Annotated in this window: 23 protein-coding genes; 17 read left to right on the forward strand and 6 right to left on the reverse strand. The window is 58.3% G+C overall.

From position 1 onward, the window contains the following. Positions 1-125 precede the first annotated feature (125 nt). From phnL to phnP, 5 genes are read left to right on the forward strand one after another with little or no spacing between them, the layout of a single operon-like run. Positions 126-806 carry a phosphonate C-P lyase system protein PhnL gene (gene phnL / locus C3451_RS17140; RefSeq protein ID WP_022646780.1) on the forward strand — a complete coding sequence of 227 codons (681 nt, stop codon included), beginning with the start codon at positions 126-128 and terminating at the stop codon, positions 804-806. Further along, positions 803-1,939: an alpha-D-ribose 1-methylphosphonate 5-triphosphate diphosphatase gene (phnM, locus tag C3451_RS17145; RefSeq protein ID WP_124304356.1), complete on the forward strand. Its 1,137-nt coding sequence runs from the start codon at positions 803-805 to the stop codon at positions 1,937-1,939. Before phnL ends, phnM begins: the two co-directional genes overlap by 4 nt. Beyond that, complete coding sequence (phnN, locus tag C3451_RS17150) at positions 1,936-2,487, forward strand: ribose 1,5-bisphosphokinase (protein ID WP_032621424.1); 552 nt, start codon at positions 1,936-1,938, stop codon at positions 2,485-2,487. Before phnM ends, phnN begins: the two co-directional genes overlap by 4 nt. Next, on the forward strand, positions 2,480-2,914 hold the full coding sequence (gene phnO / locus C3451_RS17155) for an aminoalkylphosphonate N-acetyltransferase (RefSeq protein WP_045620940.1): 435 nt from the start codon (positions 2,480-2,482) through the stop codon (positions 2,912-2,914). Before phnN ends, phnO begins: the two co-directional genes overlap by 8 nt. Positions 2,915-2,923: 9 nt before the next feature. Next, positions 2,924-3,682, forward strand: a complete 759-nt coding sequence (gene phnP, locus C3451_RS17160; protein WP_045620939.1) for a phosphonate metabolism protein PhnP — start codon at positions 2,924-2,926, stop codon at positions 3,680-3,682. A gap of 55 nt (positions 3,683-3,737) precedes the next feature. On the opposite strand, the gene yjdP is transcribed toward phnP, so the two are convergent. Together yjdP and C3451_RS17170 are read right to left on the reverse strand one after the other, a co-directional pair. Next, complete coding sequence (gene yjdP / locus C3451_RS17165) at positions 3,738-4,061, reverse strand: DDRRRQL repeat protein YjdP (protein WP_017382647.1); 324 nt, start codon at positions 4,059-4,061, stop codon at positions 3,738-3,740. Between the two features lie 69 nt (positions 4,062-4,130). Continuing rightward, entirely contained in the window at positions 4,131-6,410 is a 2,280-nt protein-coding gene (locus tag C3451_RS17170) for a hybrid sensor histidine kinase/response regulator (protein WP_045620938.1), read from the reverse strand. Positions 6,411-6,591: 181 nt separating this feature from the next. Here C3451_RS17170 and C3451_RS17175 point away from each other — a divergent pair, with 181 nt between their 5' ends. The 6 genes from C3451_RS17175 to C3451_RS17200 all read left to right on the forward strand — a co-directional run bounded on the left by C3451_RS17175 (position 6,592) and on the right by C3451_RS17200 (position 12,758). Further along, positions 6,592-8,106 (forward strand): sugar ABC transporter ATP-binding protein, encoded by a 1,515-nt coding sequence (locus C3451_RS17175; protein ID WP_045620937.1) that lies wholly within the window; start codon positions 6,592-6,594, stop codon positions 8,104-8,106. Positions 8,107-8,108: 2 nt separating this feature from the next. Continuing rightward, complete coding sequence (locus C3451_RS17180) at positions 8,109-9,104, forward strand: ribose ABC transporter permease (protein ID WP_003860239.1); 996 nt, start codon at positions 8,109-8,111, stop codon at positions 9,102-9,104. A 28-nt stretch (positions 9,105-9,132) separates the two neighbouring features. Next, positions 9,133-10,074: an ABC transporter substrate-binding protein gene (locus C3451_RS17185; protein ID WP_045620936.1), complete on the forward strand. Its 942-nt coding sequence runs from the start codon at positions 9,133-9,135 to the stop codon at positions 10,072-10,074. Positions 10,075-10,181: 107 nt separating this feature from the next. Further along, positions 10,182-10,868 carry a D-lyxose/D-mannose family sugar isomerase gene (locus C3451_RS17190; RefSeq protein WP_045620935.1) on the forward strand — a complete coding sequence of 229 codons (687 nt, stop codon included), beginning with the start codon at positions 10,182-10,184 and terminating at the stop codon, positions 10,866-10,868. 10 nt (positions 10,869-10,878) lie between these two features. After that, the gene (locus C3451_RS17195) at positions 10,879-11,739 is read left to right on the forward strand and encodes a ketose 1,6-bisphosphate aldolase (RefSeq protein ID WP_045620934.1); all 861 of its coding nucleotides are present in this window, start codon (positions 10,879-10,881) and stop codon (positions 11,737-11,739) included. Then, positions 11,739-12,758, forward strand: coding sequence for a carbohydrate kinase family protein (locus C3451_RS17200; RefSeq protein WP_023299104.1), 1,020 nt, complete (start codon positions 11,739-11,741; stop codon positions 12,756-12,758). Before C3451_RS17195 ends, C3451_RS17200 begins: the two co-directional genes overlap by 1 nt. Here C3451_RS17200 and C3451_RS17205 read toward each other — a convergent pair. Then, positions 12,740-13,471 (reverse strand): response regulator transcription factor, encoded by a 732-nt coding sequence (locus C3451_RS17205; RefSeq protein ID WP_022646769.1) that lies wholly within the window; start codon positions 13,469-13,471, stop codon positions 12,740-12,742. The two genes, C3451_RS17200 and C3451_RS17205, sit on opposite strands and share 19 nt — an antisense overlap. Before the next feature lie 256 nt (positions 13,472-13,727). On the opposite strand from C3451_RS17205, the gene fdhF reads away from it, so the two are divergent. From fdhF to C3451_RS17220, 3 genes are all read left to right on the forward strand, one after another. Then, complete coding sequence (gene fdhF, locus C3451_RS17210; RefSeq protein ID WP_080298763.1) at positions 13,728-15,875, forward strand: formate dehydrogenase subunit alpha; 2,148 nt, start codon at positions 13,728-13,730, stop codon at positions 15,873-15,875. Between the two features lie 319 nt (positions 15,876-16,194). After that, positions 16,195-16,347, forward strand: a complete 153-nt coding sequence (locus tag C3451_RS17215; protein ID WP_023299102.1) for a Hok/Gef family protein — start codon at positions 16,195-16,197, stop codon at positions 16,345-16,347. Positions 16,348-16,468: 121 nt separating this feature from the next. Continuing rightward, positions 16,469-17,143, forward strand: coding sequence for a tetratricopeptide repeat protein (locus tag C3451_RS17220; RefSeq protein WP_045620932.1), 675 nt, complete (start codon positions 16,469-16,471; stop codon positions 17,141-17,143). An 83-nt stretch (positions 17,144-17,226) separates the two neighbouring features. Here C3451_RS17220 and gltP read toward each other — a convergent pair whose 3' ends face one another. Then, positions 17,227-18,540, reverse strand: coding sequence for a glutamate/aspartate:proton symporter GltP (gene gltP, locus C3451_RS17225; RefSeq protein ID WP_022646765.1), 1,314 nt, complete (start codon positions 18,538-18,540; stop codon positions 17,227-17,229). Between the two features lie 423 nt (positions 18,541-18,963). On the opposite strand from gltP, the gene acs reads away from it, so the two are divergent. The 3 genes from acs to actP all read left to right on the forward strand — a co-directional run bounded on the left by acs (position 18,964) and on the right by actP (position 23,017). Continuing rightward, entirely contained in the window at positions 18,964-20,922 is a 1,959-nt protein-coding gene (acs, locus tag C3451_RS17230) for an acetate--CoA ligase (protein WP_045620931.1), read from the forward strand. 134 nt (positions 20,923-21,056) lie between these two features. Continuing rightward, a complete protein-coding gene (locus C3451_RS17235) occupies positions 21,057-21,371 on the forward strand; it encodes a DUF485 domain-containing protein (RefSeq protein WP_022646763.1) in 315 nt (104 codons plus the stop codon). Next, positions 21,368-23,017, forward strand: a complete 1,650-nt coding sequence (gene actP, locus C3451_RS17240; RefSeq protein WP_023299099.1) for a cation/acetate symporter ActP — start codon at positions 21,368-21,370, stop codon at positions 23,015-23,017. The genes C3451_RS17235 and actP overlap by 4 nt, the downstream gene beginning before the upstream one ends. Before the next feature lie 33 nt (positions 23,018-23,050). Here the strand turns inward: actP and C3451_RS17245 are convergent, their stop codons facing one another. Beyond that, complete coding sequence (locus C3451_RS17245; protein ID WP_022646761.1) at positions 23,051-23,740, reverse strand: LrgB family protein; 690 nt, start codon at positions 23,738-23,740, stop codon at positions 23,051-23,053. Beyond that, on the reverse strand, positions 23,733-24,143 hold the full coding sequence (locus C3451_RS17250) for a CidA/LrgA family protein (RefSeq protein ID WP_022646760.1): 411 nt from the start codon (positions 24,141-24,143) through the stop codon (positions 23,733-23,735). The genes C3451_RS17245 and C3451_RS17250 overlap by 8 nt, the downstream gene beginning before the upstream one ends. Between the last annotated feature and the right edge of the window lie 9 nt (positions 24,144-24,152).

Here is a 24,152-nt window from a genome sequence, read left to right on the forward strand (position 1 = left end):
CGGCAAAACGAACACCGCACCCGTAGGCCGGGTAAGGCGAAGCCGCCACCCGGCAAAACGAACACCGCACCCGTAGGCCGGGTAAGGCGAAGCCGCCACCCGGCAAAACGAATCGCGAGGCAAAAATGATCCACGTTGAAAATGTCAGTAAAACCTTTGTGCTCCACCAGCAAAACGGTGTCCGCCTGCCGGTACTGCAAAATGCCTCATTAGAGGTCAGCAACGGCGAATGCGTGGTGCTGCATGGCCATTCCGGCAGCGGAAAATCCACCCTGCTGCGCTCCCTGTATGCCAACTACCTGCCGGACGAAGGCCATATCCATATCCGCCATAACAATGAATGGGTCGATCTGGTCCAGGCTCCCGCGCGCAAGGTGCTGGAAGTACGCCGCTCGACGATCGGCTGGGTCAGCCAGTTCCTGCGGGTGATCCCGCGGATCTCTGCCCTGGACGTGGTCATGCAGCCCCTGCTGGATCTCGGCGTGCCGCGCGAAACCTGCGCCGCTAAAGCCGCCAGCCTGCTGACGCGTCTCAACGTACCGGAGCGTCTGTGGCACCTCGCCCCGTCGACCTTTTCCGGCGGCGAACAGCAGCGCGTGAACATCGCCCGCGGCTTTATCGTCGATTACCCGATTTTACTCCTGGATGAACCCACCGCCTCGCTCGACAGTAAAAACAGCGCAGCGGTGATGGAACTGATCGAACAGGCCAAAGCGCGCGGCGCGGCGATCGTCGGGATCTTCCACGACGACGCCGTACGCCATCGCGTGGCGGACAGACTGCACCCGATGGGGACAAACGTATGATTATCAATAACGTCAGGCTGGTACTGGAAAATGAAGTCGTGAACGGCTCGGTTGAGGTCCGGTACGGTGTCATCCGCGCGTTTGCTGAAACCCAGAGCCGCTCACCGGACGCGATGGATGGCGAAGGCGGCTGGCTGCTGCCGGGGCTGATTGAGCTGCATACCGATAATCTTGATAAATTTTTCACGCCCCGCCCGAAGGTCGACTGGCCTGCTCATTCAGCGATGAGCAGCCACGACGCGCTGATGGTCGCCAGCGGCATCACCACGGTGCTGGACGCGGTGGCGATCGGCGACGTGCGCGACGGCGGCGATCGGCTGGAGAACCTGGAGAAGATGATCAACGCCGTGGAGGAGACGCAAAAGCGCGGCCTCAACCGCGCCGAGCACCGCCTGCACCTGCGCTGCGAGCTGCCGCACCACACTACCCTGCCGCTGTTTGAAAAGCTGGTGGGCCGCGAGCCGGTCTCGCTGGTTTCCCTGATGGATCACTCGCCGGGGCAGCGCCAGTTCGCCAACATTGAAAAGTATCGCGAATACTATCAGGGCAAATACGCGCTCAATGATGCCGAGATGGCGCGCTATGAAGAAGAGCAGCTCCAGCTTGCGGCGCGGTGGTCGCAGCCGAATCGTCTCTCCATTGCCGCGATGTGCCGTGACCGTAATATTGCCCTGGCCAGCCATGATGACGCCACGCACGACCATGTCCGAGAATCCCACCAGCTTGGGAGCGTGATCGCCGAATTTCCCACCACGTTCGAGGCGGCAGAGGCATCGCGTAAGCATGGCATGAACGTGCTAATGGGTGCGCCGAACATCGTGCGCGGCGGGTCGCACTCCGGAAACGTGGCGGCAAGCAAGCTCGCCTCCCTCGGCCTGCTGGATATCCTCTCATCTGACTATTACCCCGCCAGCCTGCTGGACGCGGCCTTCCGCGTCGCGGACGACGAAGGCAATAGCTTCACGCTGCCGCAGGCGATTCGCCTGGTGACGAAAAACCCGGCCTCGGCGCTTAATCTTCACGATCGCGGGGAAATCGCCGAGGGGAAACGGGCCGATCTGGTGCTGGCGCACCGTAAGGGCGAGCACATTCATATCGACCACGTCTGGCGTCAGGGAAAAAGGGTGTTCTGATGGGAAGACTCATCTGGTTAATGGGCCCGTCCGGCTCCGGGAAGGACAGCCTGCTGTCGGCGTTACGGCAGCGGGAACACTCACAGCTGCTGGTGGCGCACCGCTATATCACGCGCGATGCCAACGCCGGAAGCGAAAACCATATCGCCCTGAGCGAGCAGGAGTTTTTTACCCGCGCCGGACAAAACCTGCTGGCGCTAAGCTGGCATGCCAACGGTTACTACTATGGCGTCGGCATTGAGATCGACCTCTGGCTGCACGCGGGGTTCGACGTGCTTGTTAACGGCTCACGGGCGCATCTCCCGCAGGCTCGCGCCCGGTACGAAGCGGCGCTGCTCCCGGTCTGTTTGCAGGTTTCCCCGGAGGTTCTGCGTAGCCGGCTGCAAAAGCGGGGGCGCGAAAACGCACGCGAGATCGACCAGCGGCTGGAACGGGCGGCGCGCTACACCCCGTCGGGTTGCCATCTCCTCAATAACGACGGAAGTTTGCTACAGTCAGTCGAGACCTTTCTATCGCTTATTCGCCAGAAGGAGAAACAGCATGCCTGACTGCCAGCTTCGCCCCGCCATCGCCGACGATGCGCCGATCGTTTACGCTCTGATCTGCGAACTTAAACAGGCCGAGTTCGATCATCAGGCGTTTCACGCCGGGTATCTGGCCAACTTGCAGGATCACAATATGCGCTACCAGCTGGCCGAGCTGGACGGGAAGATCATCGGGATGATCGGCCTGCACATGCAGTTTCACCTGCACCACGCCCGCTGGATCGGCGAGATCCAGGAGCTGGTGGTGATGCCGCAGGCGCGCGGATTGAAAGTGGGCAGCCAGTTGCTGGCCTGGGCAGAGGAGATCGCACGCCAGGCAGGCGCCGAGCTGACCGAGCTTTCCACCAGCGTGAAGCGCGTGGACGCGCACCGTTTTTATGTTCGTGAAGGGTATACGCAAAGCCATTTCCGCTTCACCAAACCGCTGTAGAGGTGCGTTATGAGTCTGACGATCACGCTGACAGGAACCGGAGGGGCGCAGCTGGTGCCGGTGTTTGGCTGCGACTGCGCGGCGTGCCGACGGGCGCGTTTACAGGAAAATTATCGCCGTCGCCCCTGCAGCGCGGCGGTGAAATTCAACGATGCGGTCACCTTGCTGGACGCAGGTATTCCAGACCTGATGGACGACTGGCCCGCAGGGAGTTTCAGGCAGTTTTTGCTTACCCATTATCATATGGATCACGTTCAGGGGCTGTTTCCTCTGCGCTGGGGCGTGGGGGCGACCATTCCGGTTTACGGTCCGCCGGACGACGCAGGCTGTGACGACCTGTTCAAACATCCGGGCCTTCTCGATTTCAGCCACACGGTGGAGCCGTTTGTGACGTTTGAACTTCAGGGCTTGCGGGTCACGCCGCTGCCGCTCAACCATTCAAAACTCACATTTGGCTATCTGCTGGAGTCCGCCCACAGTCGCGTGGCGTGGCTTTCTGATACCGCCGGGCTACCGGATAAAACGGTGACATTTCTGCTAAATAATCAGCCGCAGGCGATGATTATTGACTGTAGCCATGAACCGCGCCAGGAGACGCCGCGCAACCACTGTGATTTGAATACGGTGATTGCGCTGAACGAGGTGATTGGCTGTCCGCAGGTGATCCTGACGCATATCAGCCATCAGTTTGACGTCTGGATGATGGATAACCCGCTGCCGGACGGCATTGAAGCGGGGTATGACGGGATGGTGCTGGTGCTGGATTAGGTTTTGCCGGGTGGCGGCTGCGCCTTACCCGGCCTATGCGTTGCGATACCGGGGTTTACCACCGATCGTAATCATCCTCTAACCGGCGCTCATCCTCCTCTAACCGACGCCGGTCGTCATCCAGCTGCCGCTGACGCTCGTCTAAGCGCTGGCGTCGGTCTTCTAACTGCCGGCGACGATCGTCGTACTGGCGGCTGTCGGTTTGACGGCTGCGATCGTAACGATCGTCGTCATCGTCATTACGGCTGCTGCCGGGGTTATAGGCGTCGTTGATCGCCTGCTGAATATTGCCAATAGCATCATCAATCACATCGGCATGCGCCAGTTGGCTGGTTAAAGTCAGCAGACCCAATAACAGAGCGGTAGAGTAACGTTTCATAAGGCCAGACTCGCAGGTGAACTGGCCTTAAAGTAATGACTGGCTGTTAGCGGGAGTAGCGGAGGAATCTCAAATTACCCTCACCTTGCGCAGCGCCTGCGCCAGCTGTGCGCGGGTGAACGGTTTTCGCAGTAACGGAACGTCCGGCAGCTGCGGGTTATGCGCCGGGCGCAAATCCTGCCCGCTGATCAGCAGAACCGGCAACTGCGGATAGTGGCTGCGTACATGGCCGATCACCTCCGCACCGCTCAGGCCGCCCGGCAACATCAGGTCGCTGATAAACATACCGATATCCGGCGACGCGTCCAGCATGTTCAGCGCCTGCTCGCCGTTTTCGGCTTCAAGTGTCAGGTAGCCAAGCTGGTGCAGTTGCTCGCACAGGGTCTGACGCACGCCCGCCTCATCTTCCAGGACCAGCACAAGCAGCTCACTTTCTGCCGGGGCCGTGGTCGCCAGCGCGGCATCATCGGAGAACGCGGGCAGCGTCGAGCGCGGCAGCTGGAGCCGCACGGTGGTTCCCTGCCCCGGCGCGCTTTCGATCTCAACGCGCCCCCCGGACTGACGCACAAAGCCGTACACCATCGACAGCCCTAACCCGCTGCCGCTGCCGGTCTGTTTGGTGGTGAAGAACGGTTCAAAGACCTGCGATTTCACCTCCTGCGACATCCCGCAGCCGTGGTCAATCACCTCCAGCGCGACCATATCCTGCCTGCGCCCGTCGCTGCGGGTCACACGCTGGTTCCAGGTGCGGATTTTGATCACACCGTATTGCCCCTCCATTGCATCACGGGCGTTCATCACCAGGTTGATAATGGCGTTTTCCAGCTGGCTGACGTCAATCCATGCGGGCCACGCCGGGGTTTGCGCTTCAATATCCAGCGTCAGCGTGGCGGGAAGCGAGTGCCGCATCAGCTCGCTCAGGTTCTCCAGCAGCGGCTTCATCTCTACCGCATGGGGTTGCAGGGATTGCTTGCGCGAGAAGGCCAGCAGACGCTGGGTGAGCATGGCTCCGCGTTCCGCGGCTTTAAGCGCACGGGTGATGCGCGGCGCGTCCGGTGATGCCGAATCGGTCAGCTCCAGACTGCCGATAATCACCGCCAGCAGGTTATTAAAATCATGCGCCAGGCCACCCGTCAGTTGCCCGACCGCCTTCATTTTCTGGCTGTGCAGCAGCGCCTCCTCCAGCCCCTGACGTTCGATGCGGTCAACCTCCATCTGTGAGGTCTTCTCCTTCAGCAGCCGCGTGGTGTGCTCCAGCGAAGCGGTATTGCGGGCGAAAACGTTAAACGCGCGCGCCAGTTCCCCCAGCTCATCACGCCGCTGTAGCGCGGGCACCGACACATCCTGCTCCCCATGAGCGAGACGCGACATCGCCCTTGAGATAGCCGTCAGGTTGGAGCCCAGATTGCGGTAAATATACCAGCAGGCACAGCCGGTGATGATCAGCGCCAGCACCGCGAAGATGCTGATAAACACGCTGATGGATTGCAGCTCGTGATGGCTCTGGGCCGTGCGAAGACGGGAAGCCTGCGCCACCTGTTCAACGTACTGATTAATGTCGCTGTTTAATATCGCCACCAGCGCCTTGATGTGGAACATGTACCAGCTGATGGACAGATCGCTCTCCTCCAGCTGCGTCGACAGTGGTGCGAGCTTGCGCAGCTCATCATTAAAATCCGGGAGCACCAGGTTGGCCACCGGTTGCAGGGCGCTCGCGGGTAACCCCGCGGTTACTGCATCCAGCTGCTGCACCGTGGCGCGCGGTGAAGGGGTATCAATGGCGGCAACGATCAGCCTGTCCATCTCTGCAAGCTGTCGGGCGTCTGGCACATTGCTCGCGTAACGGCGGTTGATATCCTGCAAATGACGCAGGTAGCTTTGGCTTTGATAGAGCGAGCTGAGCAGCGCGTTACGCTCCAGATGCCGCTTTTGCCCGCGCTCCAGCATTCCCGTCACGCTCTGCTGTAATTCATTACTCCTGCGAATAATTCGCGCCACCAGCGCCGGCTCCTGCTGCGCCAGCGGCGCATCGGCAAGTTGATCCAGCGAGTGGCGCAGCGCCATCTGCGTCTGTTTCAGCCGCTCGGCTTCGCCTTTGTACTCCAGCGCACCGACCACCTGCGACAGCCGCACCGCCGCCGTTGCCACATTTGCGGTATCACGGGCGAGGTTCATGCTGCCGGTCATGTCATCCAGCGTTTGCTGTTGGACCTGCTCCTGGATCTGGCTGGCGTGACGAAAGCCGAGCACCGCCACACCGCTCACCATCAGCGTGACGGCGACCACCAGCAGATTAAAAATCAGCAGGCGTCCGCGGGCGCTGGTGAAGAACGGGGGGCGTGAAGACATGGGTTTGGGCTCCTCTGCGGATTGGTGCCCTCACCCTGGCCCTCTCCCACAGGGAGAGGAAAAAGGAAAATGTGATGGCGATTAGCTATTCATAACTATGACAAATATGAACAGCTTCTGACATTTTGCATTTACGCGCCTGTGATGAAGTGCAGATATCGACATTCACAGGAGATCCGCCATGAGCAGAACCCCGGTTTTAGAGATGCGCAATATTGCCAAGACGTTTGGCAATTTCCACGCGCTCAAGGGCGTGGATTTGACGGTTTTCCCCGGAGAGATCCACGCGCTGATGGGGGAAAACGGCGCCGGAAAAAGCACGCTGATGAAGATCCTCGCAGGTGCCTATGCCGCCAGCAGCGGCGACATCCTCATCGACGGTAAGCCGTTTCATATCAAAGGGCCGAAGGATGCGCTGGCCGCAGGCATTACCCTGATTTATCAGGAGATGCAGCTTGCTCCTAACCTGACCGTGGCGGAAAACATTTTTCTCGGCAGCGAGCTGTCGCGCGGCGGGCTGGTCCAGCGCAAAGAGATGGCTGCCCAGGCGCAGGCGGTCATTGACCGCCTCGGTGCGCAGTTCAGCGCCACCGACCTGGTCATGAAGCTGACGATCGCCGAGCAGCAGCAGGTGGAGATCGCCCGCGCCCTGCACCGCAACAGCCGCATTCTGGTGATGGACGAACCTACCGCCGCCCTCTCCTCACGCGAAACCCACCGTCTGTTCGAACTGATTTTGCGCCTGCGCGATGAAGGCATGGCGATTATTTACATCAGCCACCGGATGGCGGAAGTGTATGAACTCTCGGACCGCGTCAGCGTGCTGCGCGACGGGCAATACGTCGGCAGCCTGACGCGCGACAGGCTCAACGCCTCCGAGCTTGTGCGCATGATGGTGGGCCGTCCGCTCAGCGATCTGTTTAACAAAGAGCGCGATATTCCCCTCGGCAGCCCGCGTCTTAACGTCCACCACCTCACCGACGGCAAAAAAGTACAGCCGTGCAGTTTGCAGGTGCGCTCCGGTGAAATCGTCGGGCTGGCAGGGCTGGTCGGGGCCGGGCGTTCCGAGCTGGCGCAGCTGATCTTCGGCGTGCGCAAAGCCACCGGCGGCATGATTGAGGTGGACGGCGAACCGGTGGTGATCCACTCCCCGCGCGCGGCCATTGAGAACGGCATCGGTTTTCTTACCGAGAACCGCAAGGAGCAAGGTCTGTTTCTGGAGCTGGCGGCGCAGGAGAACATCACCATGGCGACGCTGGAGCGCGACGCCACCTTCGGCTGGCTGAACCGCAAAAAAGCGCAGTCGATTTCCGATGACGCCATCGCCCTGCTCAATATCCGCGTGCCCCATTCACAGGTGCGCGCGGGCGGGCTCTCCGGCGGCAACCAGCAAAAACTGCTGATCTCCCGCTGGGTGGCGATAGGCCCGCGCATTCTGATTCTGGACGAGCCCACGCGCGGCGTAGACGTCGGCGCAAAAAGCGAGATCTACCGCATCATGAACCAGATGGCGCGCAAAGGCGTTGCGATTCTGATGATCTCCAGCGAGCTGCCGGAAGTAGTAGGGATGAGCGACCGGGTGTACGTGATGCGGGAAGGCAGCATTGCGGGTGAACTGCACGGGCGCGACATCTCTCAGGAAAACATCATGACGCTGGCAACCGGCGTAAACGACACACATCATCAGGCGGTGTAATTATGACAACTCCAACCCATCCGCAGCAGGTGGCGAAATCCGCCTCCGCCAAAAAAATGCTGATGAGCGATCTGATGCAAACGATCGGCATTTTGCCGATTTTAATCCTGATTGTGGCGGTATTTGGCTTTATCGCCCCGAACTTTTTCACCGAGAGCAACCTGCTCAACATTACCCGGCAGGCGTCGATCAACATTGTGCTGGCGGCCGGGATGACCTTCATCATCCTGACCGGCGGGATTGACCTCTCCGTGGGCTCGATTCTGGGCACCACGGCAGTGGCGGCGATGGTAGTGTCGCTTATCCCTGAATTTGCGATGCTCTCCATTCCGGCGGCGCTGATGCTCGGTATGGTGCTGGGGCTGTTCAACGGTGCGCTGGTGGCCTTCGCCGGACTTCCGCCGTTTATCGTCACGCTCGGCACCTATACGGCGCTGCGCGGCGCGGCCTATCTGCTGGCAGACGGCACGACGGTTATTAACTCCAACATTAACTTCGAGTGGATCGGCAATAACTACCTCGGCCCGATTCCGTGGCTGGTGGTGATCGCCCTGGCGGTGATTGTGGTGTGCTGGTTCATCCTGCGCCGCACCACCCTCGGCGTTCACATCTATGCGGTTGGTGGCAACATGCAGGCGGCACGCTTAACCGGCATTAAGGTCTGGCTGGTGCTGCTGTTTGTCTACGGCATGAGTGGCCTGCTCTCGGGCTTAGGCGGCGTGATGAGCGCTTCACGTCTCTACAGCGCCAACGGCAACCTCGGCACGGGGTACGAGCTGGATGCGATTGCGGCGGTGATCCTCGGCGGCACCAGCTTCGTCGGCGGGATCGGCACGATCACCGGCACCCTGGTGGGCGCGCTGATCATCGCCACCCTCAACAACGGCATGACGCTGATGGGCGTCTCCTATTTCTGGCAGCTGGTGATCAAAGGGGCGGTGATCATCATAGCGGTGCTGATCGACAAATACCGTACCCGACACCATCAAAGTGCATAACAACAATACCCTACGTGAGGAATACAGCATGAGATTGAAGCCCTTAGTGACCGCGCTCTGTGCTGGCGCGCTGCTGGCCGCAACCCCGTTTGCGCAGGCAAAAGATCTGAAATCCATCGGCGTGACGGTGGGTGACCTGGCTAACCCGTTCTTCGTGCAGATCACCAAAGGTGCCGAGCTGGAAGCGCGCAAGCTGGCGGGGGACAACGTCAAGGTGACGCTGGTCTCCAGCGGGTACGATCTGGGCCAGCAGGTGTCGCAGATCGATAACTTCATTGCGGCGAAAGTAGACATGATCATCCTCAATGCCGCGGATTCCAAAGGGATCGGCCCCGCGGTAAAACGCGCTAAAAAGGCGGGGATCGTGGTCGTGGCGGTGGACGTGGCGGCGGAAGGGGCCGATGCGACCATCACCTCCGATAACACTCAGGCGGGAGAAATGGCCTGTAAGTACATTACCGACCGCCTGAAAGGTAAAGGCAACGTGGTGATCATCAACGGACCGCCGGTTTCTGCGGTACAAAACCGCGTGGAGGGCTGCCAGACCGAGTTCAGGCGCCACCCGGATATCAAAGTGCTCTCGGATAATCAGAACGCCAAAGGCAGCCGCGAAGGCGGCCTGGAGGTCATGACCTCCCTGCTGGCTGCCAATCCGAAGATCGACGGCGTATTCGCGATTAACGATCCGACCGCGATCGGCGCCGATCTGGCGGCTAAACAGGCGCAACGCAATGAATTCTTTATCGTTGGCGTAGATGGCAGCCCGGATGGTGAAGAAGCCCTGAAGCGCGAAAACTCGCTGTTTGTTGCTACCCCGGCGCAGGATCCGCAGGTGATGGCGGCGAAGGCGGTGGAGATCGGCTATGACATTCTTCAGGGCAAACCTGCGCCGAAAGAGCCCGTGCTGATCCCGGTGACGATGATCGATAAAAAGAACGTCGGCACATATAAGGGGTGGACGGTTAAGTAAGCCCCTCACCCCGACCCTCTCCCCAAAGGAGAGAGGGTGTTCAAGTTCCCTCTCCCCTTTGGGGAGAGGGTTAGGGTTAGGGGGCGGCAAAAACTCAAGGAGTCCCCATGAAACGCTCCGACATCAATGAAATCCTCGGCCACACGCGGCAGTTCTTCTCCATGCACGGCGTGCATCTCCCGCCGTTTGCCAGCTTTCCGCCGACAAAATGGCAGCAGCTTGACCAGGCAGCATGGCAGGAGGTGTTTGACCTCAGGCTCGGCTGGGACGTGACGGCATTTGGTGGCAACAACTTCGCTGCACAGGGGTTAACGCTGTTCACCCTGCGCAACGGCTCCCCCAACGGCGTGCCCTATGAAAAGTGCTATGCCGAAAAAATCATGCACGTCCGCGACGGCCAGGTGACGCCGATGCATTTTCACTGGCGCAAGCGGGAGGACATTATTAACCGCGGCGGCGGGAATCTGATTATTGAGTTATGGAATGCGGGCGCGCATGAAGAGACCGAAAACACCGACGTGACCGTCACGATAGATGGCTGTCGGCAGACGCACATGCCCGGCAGCCAGCTGCGCCTCACGCCAGGGGAGAGCATCTGCCTGACGCCCGGCCTGTACCACAGTTTCTGGGGTGAACGCGGCTTTGGTGACGTGCTGGTGGGCGAAGTGTCGTCGGTCAATGACGATGAACACGACAACCACTTTTTACAGCCCATTGACCGCTACAACACCATTGAAGAAGACGAACCGGCGGTGCTGGTGCTGTGCAACGAGTACACCCTCTTTCGGATATAAGGAGTGAATGATGCCATTGATTTCTCTTGCCGACGGTCTGGCCCTCGCCAGGGAACACCGCTACGCCCTGGGCGCGTTCAACGTGCTCGACTCCCATTTCCTGCGCGCGCTGTTTGCCGCCGCGAAGCAGGAACGCTCGCCGTTTATCATCAACATCGCCGAAGTGCATTTTAAGTACGTGTCTCTGGAGTCGCTGGTGGAAGCGGTGAAATTCGAAGCTGCCCGCCACGATATTCCCGTGGTGCTTAACCTCGACCACGGCCTGCATTTTGAGGCGGTGGTGCGCGCCCTGCGTTTAGGGTTCAGCTCGGTGATGTTCGACGGCTCCACGCTGAGCTATGAGGAAAATATCCGCCAGACCCGGGAAGTGGTGAAGATGTGCCACGCGGTGGGCGTCTCGGTAGAGGCGGAGCTGGGCGCGGTAGGCGGGGATGAAGGTGGCGCGCTGTACGGTCATGCGGATGAAGCCTTCTTTACCGACCCGCAACTGGCGCGCGAATTTGTTGATTCAACCGGCATCGATGCGCTGGCGGTTGCCATTGGCAACGCGCACGGCAAATACAAGGGCGAGCCGAAGCTTGATTTTCCGCGTCTGGACGCCATTCGCCAGCAGACGGGCCTGCCGCTGGTTTTACACGGTGGCTCTGGCATAAGCGACACTGATTTCCGCCGCGCCATTGAACTCGGTATTCATAAAATCAATTTCTATACCGGCATGTCGCAGGCCGCACTTGCCGCCGTTGAGCAACGCATGGCGAACCGACAATCGCTTTACGATGAGTTTGCCGAGCTGCTGCTGGGCATTGAAGAGGCCATTACCGATACGGTTGCGGAACAGATGCGCATCTTCGGCAGTGCGGGGCAGGCCTAATGGAACGCAAAGGGATCGTCGCCGCAGGCAATATGCTGGTGGATCACGTCCACCAGATCGTACAGTGGCCGGAGCGCGGCTGGCTGGCAGAAATCACCCACAGCGAACGCTCAACCGGCGGTGCGCCGCTCAACGTTCTGCTGACGCTGGCAAAAATGCACGTCGGCCTGCCGTTACAGGCGGTGGGGCTGATTGGGGAAGACAGCGACGGAGACTATATTCTGGCGATGCTCGACCAGTATCACGTCAATCGCCAGCGCGTGCAGCGCACGACGTTCTCCCCAACGTCGATGTCGCAGGTGATGACCGACCCCAGCGGACAGCGCACCTTTTTCCACTCGCCGGGCGCCAACCGCCTGCTGGATCTTCCCGCCTTCGATCGTTTAGACGGATCGCTGAAGATCTTCCATCTCGGCTATCTGCTGCTGCTCGACAGCCTGGATATGCCGGACGAGGAATTTGGCACCCGCAGCGCGCGGTTACTGGCACAGATGCACGATCAGGGGTATGAAACCTCGCTCGATCTGGTGTCCCGCAAGGGCGACCCGCGCTATCAGCCGCTGGTGCTCCCTGCCCTGCGCCATCTTGATTATCTGGTGATTAACGAGCTGGAAGCCGGTGAGTTTAGCGGGCTTGAGATCCGCGACGGCCATGATGCGCTGAACATGGCCCATATCGCCGACGCTGCCGCACAGCTGCTGGCGGCAGGCGTGCGACAGCGGGTGGTGATCCACTGTCCGGAAGGGGCATGGGGTGAAGCGCCGGGTGAAAAAGGGCAATGGGTTCCGTCGTGGAAGCTGACGCAGGACGAGATTATCGGCAGCGTCGGCGCGGGCGACGCGTTTTGCGCGGGCTTTTTATACGGCTGCCATGAATCCCTGCCGCTGACGGAGAGTATTTATCTGGCGCACGCCTGCGCGCGGGCCAGCCTGCTGGCGGCTAATGCAATTGACGGCGCGAAAACGCTGGCCGAGCTTCAGACGTTTATTCAGGAGAACGGTCAGGCGGCTTTCTCATGATGGGAAACGTCCGTGGCAAAAACATAGCCCAGACCGCGAATGGTTTTGATCAGCAGAGGCTGGTGCGGATTGACCTCAATTTTTCGCCGCAACCGCATGATCAGCACGTCGATAGTGCGGTCAAAGACCTCAGCGCTTTCGCTGTGGGTCAGTTCAAGCAGTTGTTCACGGCTCAGTACCCGGCGGGCGTTTTGCGTTAATGCCAGCAGCAGGCCATATTCGCCCTGGGTTAACGGCACGGTATTACGCTGCGGATCGCTCAGCTCGCAGCGGGTGGTGTCCAGCGTCCAGCCGTTAAAGGCAATACCTTCAACGCGCGGCGCGGCAGGCTCCGCGGCCAGCGCACCGGTACGACGCAGCACCGCCTTAACGCGGGCGACCACCACGCGCGGATTGAACGGTTTTCCGATGTAATCATCAGCGCCCATTTCCAGCCCGACGACCACATCTGATTCACTTCCCAGCCCCGTCAGCATCACCACCGGTAGCGACGGTCGCCGCTTTTGCATCTGCAGCAAAACCTGTAATCCGTTGATATCCGGCAGCATCATGTCCAGCAGAACCAGCGCAATGCCGGAGTCCTGCTGGACACGGTTCACCGCTTCCTGACCGGTGTGACACGTCAGCACGGTAAAGACGTGCTCGCTGAGCACATCCTGTAGCAGTTCGCAGACTGCGACATCATCATCAACCACCAGAATCGCCGGTTTCATCGCATGCTTCCGTCAGGGAATTATGTTAAGTCTGAACCATTCTGCCGCTGGCTCCAGCCGAATTGTTTTTTACGTGACGGAAATTCAATCCATGTCACATCCCCTGCCCTTTCGACACGTCAATTTTGACGATTGGCTGTTTTTCGTCAGGGTTTTGCCCCGCAAAGGGTCGTAAAGTCAGGAAATACCCATAGTAAAAACATGGCATAGAAGCTGCATATTGGGCAGGTAAGAACTGTTTAACTGGAGCAAAGTGATGAAAAAAGTCGTCACGGTTTGCCCTTATTGTGCCTCAGGTTGCAAGATCCACCTGGTGGTCGATAACGGCAAAATCGTCCGGGCGGAAGCGGCGCAGGGTAAAACCAATCAGGGCACGCTGTGCCTGAAAGGGTACTACGGCTGGGATTTTATTAACGATACCCAAATCCTCACCCCGCGCCTGAAAACCCCTATGATCCGCCGCGAGCGCGGCGGCAAGCTGGAAGCCGTCTCCTGGAATGAAGCGCTGGATTATGTTGCCACGCGCCTTAGCGCCATCAAGGCCAAGTATGGCCCGGATGCGATTCAGACCACCGGCTCCTCACGCGGAACCGGGAATGAAACCAACTATGTGATGCAAAAATTCGCGCGCGCCGTTATTGGTACCAATAACGTCGACTGCTGCGCTCGCGTCTGACACGGCCCATCGGTTGCAGGTCTGCACCAGTCGGTCGGTAACGGCGCAATGAGTAATGCCATCAACGAGATAGATAACACCGATCTGGTGTTCATCTTCGGCTATAACCCGGCGGATTCTCACCCTATCGTCGCGAATCACGTGATTCGCGCCAAACAGAACGGGGCGAAAATCATCGTCTGCGATCCGCGCAAAATTGAAACCGCGCGCATTGCCGATATGCACATCGCACTGAAAAACGGCTCAAACATCGCGCTGTTGAATGCGATGGGGCACGTCATTATTGAGGAGAACCTCTACGACCAGGCGTTTGTCGCGAGCCGTACGGAAGGGTTTGAAGAGTATCGCAAGATTGTCGAAGGCTATACGCCGGAGTCCGTAGAGGCGATAACCGGCGTCAGCGCACAGGAGATCCGCCAGGCGGCGCGGATGTACGCCGGAGCGAAAACCGCCGCTATTCTGTGGGGTATGGGCGTGACCCAGTTCTACCAGGGCGTGGAAACCGTGCGCTCGCTCACCAGCCTCGCCATGTTGACCGGCAATCTGGGTAAAGCGCATGTGGGCGTGAACCCGGTACGTGGTCAGAATAACGTGCAGGGCGCGTGCGACATGGGCGCGCTGCCGGACACCTATCCGGGCTACCAGTACGTCAAATTCCCGGAAAATCGCGAGAAATTCGCGAAGGCCTGGGGCGTGGAGAGCCTGCCTGAGCACACGGGGTATCGCATCAGCGAGCTGCCGCACCGCGCGGCGCACGGTGAAGTGCGTGCGGCCTACATCATGGGTGAAGATCCGCTCCAGACCGACGCCGAGTTGTCTGCGGTGCGTAAGGGCTTTGAGGATCTGGAGCTGGTGATTGTTCAGGATATCTTTATGACCAAAACCGCGGCGGCGGCGGATGTGATTTTACCGTCGACCTCCTGGGGAGAGCATGAAGGTGTCTATACGGCGGCAGACCGCGGCTTCCAGCGCTTCTTCAAGGCTGTCGAGCCGAAGTGGGATCTGAAAACGGACTGGCAGATCATCAGCGAAATCGCCACCCGCATGGGCTACCCGATGCACTACAACAACACCCAGGAGATCTGGGACGAGTTGCGGCATCTGTGCCCGGACTTTTATGGGGCAACCTATGAAAAAATGGGTGAGCTAGGCTACATCCAGTGGCCATGCCGGGATGAGTCAGAGGCGGATCAGGGAACGTCGTACCTCTTTAAAGAAAAATTCGACACCCCGAACGGGCTGGCGCAATTCTTCACCTGCGACTGGGTCGCGCCGATCGATAAACTCACCGACGAGTATCCGATGGTGCTCTCCACCGTGCGTGAAGTGGGCCATTACTCCTGCCGTTCCATGACCGGCAACTGCGCCGCGCTGGCGGCGCTGGCGGATGAACCGGGCTACGCGCAGATCAACACCGCCGATGCCGAACGGCTCGGTATTGAAGATGAAGCGCTGGTGTGGGTGAACTCGCGTAAAGGCCGCATCATTACCCGCGCGCAGGTCAGCGACCGTCCGAACAAAGGCGCGGTCTATATGACCTACCAGTGGTGGATTGGCGCCTGTAACGAGCTGGTGACGGAGAACTTAAGCCCGATAACCAAAACGCCGGAGTATAAATACTGCGCCGTAAACGTGGAGCCCATAGCGGATCAGCGCGCAGCGGAACAGTACGTGATCGACGAATATAACAAGCTGAAAGCCCGCCTGCGTGAAAGCGCAATGGGATGAAGCTGTTAATTAATCGCTGACTAAATGGGGTGAGATATTCACCCCATTATTATTTCTGGCATCGCTATTAATAATATCAATATATTTCTCTGAAGACGTCTCGCAGAAAAATGTAATTTGCGCGAAAATTAATTACATCTTTGCATTTTAATTCAGAGGGATAAGATATACGGCGGGTGCTTAAGACTTTCTGTCTTGAGCATTGTTGAGGGACAGAAAGTGGAAAGCCCCGGGAAATTTGCATTTACCCGAGGCTACCCCTCAACCCCAACAAGTTGAGAGTAGCCTCTTATTCTTTTTTTCACAAGGAGTAAAAGGCATGACGCCATTAAAAACTGCGTTAGGCATCGTTTTTATTATTTGCCTGACGATAGTGATCTTTACCTTTATTACTCGCGGTAAGTTATGTGAGTTTTCAATAAAGAGTGAACATCAGGAGGTGGCGGCGAAATTAGCCTGTAATGCAGGCTAACCTCTTCGGGCGGAACCCGTGTTCCGCCCGGCTTGTGGGATTCTGAGGTCTTAACGCACCCGTTTTTTTCTTCTGTCACCGCGATTATACTGCGCGGCGTGTACCCAGATGATAAGAATCCATGAAAACCCTTTTTCTGTTGTTGTTATTTTTAACCGCGTTTGCCCATGCCGATGAGATAGGCAGCCAGTATAAAAAGCAGGCTGAAGCGGGCGATGCGCGCGCACAGTATTATCTTGCCGATACCTGGTTCAGTTCCGGCGACAGCAAGCAGGCCGCGCTGTGGGCCGAGAAAGCGGCGAAAGGCGGCAATGTCGACGCCATGGCGCTGCTGTCGCAAATCCTCTTTACGCAGGGCGACTACGCACAGGCCAAAGCTCTGGCCCAACAGGCAAACATTGCGGGCAGCAAACGCGGCGCGATCATGCTGGCGCGGGTGCTGGTGAATACGCAGGCAGGCAAGACCGACTACCCGCAGGCCATTAAACTGCTGCAAACGGCGACCGAAGACATCGATAGTGACTCGGCGGTAGACGCGCAACAGCTGCTGGGGCTGATCTATGCCAACGGCGTTGAAGTCCCTCAGGATGACGTGCAGGCTGCGGCGTGGTTCAAGCGGAGTTCGGCTCTGTCCCGGACGGGTTATGCGGAGTACTGGGCAGGCATGCTGTTCAGGCAGGGTGAAAAAGGCTTTATCACACCGAATAAACAGAAAGCGCTTTACTGGTTAAACCTGAGCTGTACGGAAGGGTTTGATACCGGGTGTGAAGAGTTTGATGCGTTGAGCGGAGAGTAAATTATTGCCCGGTGGCGCTGCGCTTACCGGGCCTACGGTTATGTAGGCCCGGTAAGGCGAAGCCGCCACCCGGCATTTTTACATCATTGGTCAGCCGTTTTATCAAAACGACCCAGCACCTCGCGTTCATACGCCAGCGCTTTTTTACGGTCGAACTTGTGTTCCCACTTGGAGATTACCAGCACCGCCAGCGCATTACCCACCACGTTCAGCGCGGTACGCGCCATGTCGAGGATACGGTCCACACCGGCGATAAACGCCAGGCCTTCCAGCGGAATACCGACGCTGCCCAGCGTCGCCAGCAGCACCACGAAGGAGACGCCCGGCACGCCTGCGATACCCTTTGAGGTCACCATCAGGGTCAACACCAGTACGATTTCCTGCCACAGCGACAGGTCAATGCCGTACAGCTGAGCGATAAAGATTGCCGCAATACTCTGATATAGCGTTGAACCATCCAGGTTGAAGGAGTAACCGGTCGGTACAACGAAGCTGGTAATGGACGCCGGTGCACCGTAGGCCTCCATCTTCTCAATGATACGCGGCAGCACGCTCTCGGAGCTTGCCGTGGAGTACGCCAGAATCAGCTCATCTTTCAGAATGCGGATTAGGATCCAGATGCTCAGCCCGCACAGGCGCGCCACAATCCCCAGCACTACCAGCGCGAAGAACAGGATCGCGAAGTGCACCAGAATCACCAGCTTCGCCAACGGCCACAGGGAAGCAAAGCCGAAGTTCGCCACGGTTACGGCGATCAGCGCAAAAACACCCACCGGCGCATAGCGCATCACCATGTGGGTAACTTTGAACATGGTTTCAGAGATAGAGCGGAACACCGTTACCAGCGGTTCACGGTGCGTCGCGGGCAGGGAAGAAAGCCCCAGACCAAAGAGCACCGAGAAGAAGATGATCGGCAGCATCTCGCCCTTCGCCATTGACGCGATAATGTTGGTCGGCACCAGTGACAGAATTGTGCCCATCAGACCGTGCGAATGGCTCTGCACGTCGGCGGTGGTGCTTTGATATTTCGAAATATCCACCGTCGCCAGCTGCGACATATCAATCCCGGAACCTGGCTGGAACACGTTCGCCAGGGTGATACCAAGAATGATGGCAACCGTGGTGATCACTTCGAAATAGAGAATGGTTTTAACGCCGATGCGGCCTAACTGTTTCGCATCACCTACCCCGGCAATACCGACCACCAGCGTCGAGATCACAATCGGCACAACAATCATCTTGATCAGATGAATAAAGATATCGCCCGCTGGCGAGAGAAGGTTCGCAATCAGCCACTCGCGGCTGTCGCTATGGTAATGGAGGTAACTGCCCAGCAAGATGCCCAGCACAAGGGCCAGCAGGATCTGCCAGGCCAGGCTGACTTTCAAATTTTTCATAGAAACTGACTTCCTCAATGAAATCTCCGCACCAGCAAAACTGCATGAATATGGAGACATACTGAAAGGGTATGAATTGTGTTGCGTTGGTTTATGGGATTTTTTAACGCGCCGTATGAGTATCATTTGCACGGCATGCTGCGCAAGCCTTAAAGAACAAGGCATTTCACTGCAAAAAGCGTCATTGACGGTAATTAATAGCAATCCACATCAATAACCGATTGTTATGAAAAAACTTTTACAAACAAAAAAGTGAATAATTCTTCAGATGAATTATTTCCCTTCAAAGTTTCATTCGCTCAATTTTCATACTCTTCAGACATTGCGTGATCTGTCGCCCAAATACTAAACAAAGCTTGTAAAGCCCCTACTATTAACGTTTTTGCGACATATTATTAACATCTTACAAGGAGAAAAAAAGCCATGAGCCAAATACACAAACACGACATTCCCGCAAACATTGCGGACCGTTGCCTGATAAGCCCGGAGCAGTACCAGGAGAAATACCAGCAGTCCATTTCCAGCCCTGACGCATTCTGGGGTGAACAGGGCCACATCCTCGACTGGATCAAACCTTATCAGAAGGTAAAGAACACCTCTTTCGCGCCGGGCAACGTCTCCATTAAATGGTATGAAGACGGCACGCTGAACCTGGCGGCGAACTGCCTGGACCGCCATCTTGCCGAACGCGGCAACGAAACGGCCATTATCTGGGAAGGCGACGATGCCTCTCAGAGCAAACACATCTCATATAAAGAGCTTCATCGCGACGTCTGCCGCTTCGCCAACGTGCTGCTGGCCCAGGGCATTAAAAAAGGCGATGTGGTGGCGATCTATATGCCGATGGTGCCGGAAGCCGCGGTGGCTATGCTGGCCTGCGCGCGCATCGGCGCGATCCACTCCGTTATTTTTGGTGGCTTCTCGCCGGAGGCGGTTGCCGGACGTATCGTCGACTCGAACTCAAAGCTGGTGATCACCGCTGACGAGGGCGTGCGTGCCGGGCGCGGCATTCCGCTGAAGAAAAACGTCGATGACGCGCTGAAAAACCCGAACGTGAAATCCATCCATAACGTCATTGTCTTCAAACGCACGGGCGGCAACATTGACTGGCACGAGGGCCGAGACCTGTGGTGGAGCGATCTGATTGAAAACGCGAGCGACCAGCATCAGCCGGAAGAGATGAACGCGGAAGATCCGCTGTTTATCCTTTATACCTCCGGATCCACCGGTAAGCCGAAAGGCGTGCTGCATACCACCGGCGGCTATCTGGTTTACGCGGCCACCACCTTTAAATACGTTTTCGACTACCATCCGGGCGACATCTACTGGTGTACCGCCGACGTGGGCTGGGTCACCGGTCACAGCTACCTGCTGTACGGCCCGCTGGCCTGCGGCGCAACGACGCTGATGTTTGAAGGCGTACCTAACTGGCCAACGCCGGCGCGTATGTGCCAGGTGGTCGATAAGCATCAGGTCAACATTCTCTACACCGCGCCAACGGCGATCCGTGCGCTGATGGCGGAAGGCGATAAAGCCATCGAAGGGACCGACCGCTCTTCCCTGCGCATCCTCGGTTCCGTGGGCGAGCCGATCAACCCGGAAGCCTGGGAGTGGTACTGGAAGAAGATCGGCAACGAGAAGTGCCCGGTGATGGACACCTGGTGGCAGACCGAAACCGGCGGCTTTATGATCACCCCGATGCCGGGCGCCACGCAGCTGAAAGCCGGTTCGGCCACCCGTCCGTTCTTCGGCGTACAGCCTGCGCTGGTGGATAACGAAGGCAATCCGCAGGAAGGCGCCACCGAGGGCAATCTGGTGATCGTCGATTCCTGGCCTGGCCAGGCGCGTACCCTGTTCGGCGACCACGAGCGGTTCGAGCAGACCTACTTCTCGACCTTCAAAAACATGTACTTCAGCGGCGACGGCGCGCGCCGGGATGAAGACGGTTATTACTGGATCACCGGACGCGTGGACGACGTGCTGAACGTCTCTGGCCACCGTCTGGGCACGGCGGAGATTGAGTCTGCGCTGGTGTCGCATCCGAAGATTGCCGAAGCGGCAGTTGTCGGCATTCCTCACAACATCAAAGGCCAGGCAATCTACGCCTACGTCACCCTGAACCACGGCGAAGAGCCGTCGCCAGAGCTGTATACCGAGGTGCGTAACTGGGTGCGTAAAGAGATCGGCCCGCTGGCCACACCGGATGTGCTGCACTGGACCGACTCACTGCCGAAAACCCGTTCCGGAAAGATTATGCGCCGTATTCTGCGCAAAATCGCAGCGGGCGACACCAGCAACCTCGGTGATACCTCAACGCTTGCCGATCCTGGCGTGGTGGACAAACTGCTCGAAGAGAAGCAGGCCATCGCAATGCCTTCCTAGTGTTTTCTCCCTCTCCCCGTGGGAGAGGGCCGGGGTGAGGGCATCAGACCGCACCTTCCTTCCATCACCCTAACCCTCTCCCCATAGGGGAGAGGGGATAAAAACAAACCAACCTTACCTTTGGAGACTCTGTGATGAATAACGATATTTGTCAGCAGATAGAGAATAGTGCGCACTACAGGGAGCTCGTCGAAAAACGGCAACGGTTTGCCTTTATCCTTTCCATCATCATGCTAGTTATTTACGTCGGCTTTATTCTGCTGATCGCCTTTGCGCCGCAGTGGCTCGGTACGCCGCTGCACGCCGGAACCAGCGTTACGCGCGGCATCCCAATTGGCATTGGCGTTATCGTTATTTCGTTTGTGCTGACAGGTGTGTATGTCTGGCGTGCGAACGGTGAATTCGATCGTCTTAACAGAGAAGTTCTGCGCGAGGTAAAAGCATCATGAAGCGAGTCCTGACGGCGCTTGCCGCCACACTTCCCTTTGCTGCCCATGCGGCAGATGCCCTTACCGGCGAGGTCCAGCGCCAGCCAACCAACTGGCAGGCGATTATCATGTTCCTGATTTTCGTGGTGCTAACGCTTTACATCACCTACTGGGCGTCGAAACGCGTGCGCTCCCGTAACGATTACTACACCGCGGGCGGCAACATTACCGGCTTCCAGAACGGGCTGGCGATTGCGGGAGACTTTATGTCTGCCGCCTCGTTCCTCGGGATCTCCGCGCTGGTTTATACCTCGGGGTATGACGGCCTGATCTACTCCCTCGGCTTCCTCGTCGGCTGGCCGATCATTCTGTTCCTGATTGCCGAGCGCCTGCGTAACCTTGGCCGCTACACCTTTGCAGACGTAGCTTCATACCGCCTCAAACAAGGCCCCATCCGCATGCTCTCCGCCTGCGGTTCGCTGGTGGTGGTGGCGCTGTACCTGATTGCGCAGATGGTCGGCGCGGGCAAACTGATCGAGCTGCTGTTCGGTCTGAATTACCACGTCGCGGTGGTGCTGGTAGGCGTGCTGATGGTGATGTACGTCCTGTTCGGCGGCATGCTGGCCACCACCTGGGTACAGATCATCAAAGCGGTACTGCTGCTGTTCGGCGCCAGCTTTATGGCCTTTATGGTGATGAAACACGTCGGGTTCAGCTTCAATAATCTGTTTACCGAAGCCATGTCAGTGCACCCGAAAGGGGAAGCGATCATGAGCCCGGGCGGGCTGGTGAAAGATCCGATATCCGCGCTCTCGCTCGGTCTCGGCCTGATGTTCGGTACCGCTGGCCTGCCGCATATCCTGATGCGTTTCTTCACGGTGTCTGATGCACGTGAAGCGCGTAAAAGCGTGTTCTACGCCACCGGGTTTATGGGCTACTTCTACATACTGACCTTTATCATCGGCTTTGGCGCGATCATGCTGGTGGGGGCAAACCCGGCGTTTAAAGACGCGGCGGGCGCGCTTATCGGCGGTAACAACATGGCGGCGGTGCATCTGGCCGACGCGGTAGGCGGTAACCTGTTCCTCGGCTTTATCTCTGCCGTGGCCTTCGCCACCATCCTCGCGGTGGTTGCCGGGCTGACGTTGGCTGGTGCGTCTGCGGTATCGCACGATCTCTACGCCAACGTTTTCCGCAAAGGCGCAAGCGAGCGCGATGAGCTGAAAGTCTCCAAAATCACCGTACTGGTGCTGGGCGTCGTCGCCATCCTGCTGGGGATTTTGTTCGAGAAGCAGAACATCGCCTTTATGGTGGGGCTGGCCTTCTCGATTGCGGCAAGCTGTAACTTCCCGATCATTCTGCTCTCCATGTACTGGTCAAAACTGACCACCCGTGGGGCGATGATTGGCGGCTGGCTGGGGCTGCTGACGGCGGTGATTCTGATGATCCTCGGCCCGACCATCTGGGTGCAGATCCTCGGTCACGAAAGCGCTATCTTCCCGTATGAATACCCGGCGCTGTTCTCCATTGCCGTGGCGTTTATTGGGATCTGGTTCTTCTCAGCGACCGACAACTCGCCGGAGGGTAACCTGGAGCGTGAGAAATTCCGCGCCCAGTTTATCCGCTCGCAAACCGGCCTGGGTGTTGAGCAAGGCCGCGCGCACTAAACCTTTTCTCCCCGGTCGCTCTGGCCGGGGAACTTAAAACATCACCCACGCCACCAGCGGCGCGATTAATACCATTGTCACGCCCGAGAGCATCATCACCAGGCTTGCAACAACGCCTTCCTGCTGTCCCAGCTCATACGAACGTGCCGTCCCCGCCCCGTGCGACGCCGCGCCAAACCCTGCCCCTTTCGCCATCCCTTCGCGAATGGAAAGGCGCAGAAACAGCACATCCCCCACTGCCATGCCGAACACGCCGGTCACCACCACAAACAGCGCCACCAGATCCGGCTGTCCGCCGAGCGGTTTAGCCGCCGCCAGCGCGAACGGTGTGGTCACCGAGCGTACCGCCAGGCTGCGCTGGATTTCATCAGACAGGGTAAACAGCCGCGCCAGCCAGACCGAGCTGCACACCGCCACTACCGTCGCGGTGACGACTCCCGCGCTGAGCGACATCCAGTGGCGTTTAATAATTGCCAGGTTGTCATACACCGGCACCGCAAAGGCGATAGTCGCCGGGCCGAGCAGCCACAGCAGCCAGTGGGATTCACCAATGTAGTTCTGCCAGGAGATATGGCCGAAGACCAGCATCAGCACCAGCAGGATCGGCGTAAAGACCAGCGGCATCAGCGGCAGCGTGCGAAAGCGGCGATACAGGCGCTTGTTGGCAAAGTAAATGACGACTGTCGCAATCAGGCATAGCACGCTTATCTGAAAGTTAGTCATGCTTCTGCCTGCTGATTTCAAAGCGATACACTTTATCCACCACCCAGGCGGTGGCGCCCAGCACCATCAGCGTGCTCAGGGCGATAACCGCAAAGATGCGCCAGCCGTCGACCATCAGCAGTTGCGCATAATTCACCACCGCCACCACGGCCGGAACGAAGAACAGCAGCATCTCCGCCAGCAGCCAGCGCGCACCGGCCCGCACCCAGCTAAGGGGCAACGCGCGACAGAGGATCAGCGTCAGCATCAGCACCATTCCCACCAGGTTGGCGGGTAAAGGCAGGTTCAGCCAGTCGACAAGATATTCAGCAAAAACAAACAGTCCCGCGTAGAGCAGTACCTGAACCGGTACCTGGAGTCGTTGAACAACGGCAGGCGTAACACGGCTTAACGCCACGGCCATGGGGGTTTT

This window comes from Enterobacter sp. 301B (assembly GCF_003850715.1).
Taxonomy (GTDB): Bacteria; Pseudomonadota; Gammaproteobacteria; order Enterobacterales; family Enterobacteriaceae; genus Enterobacter; species Enterobacter intestinihominis.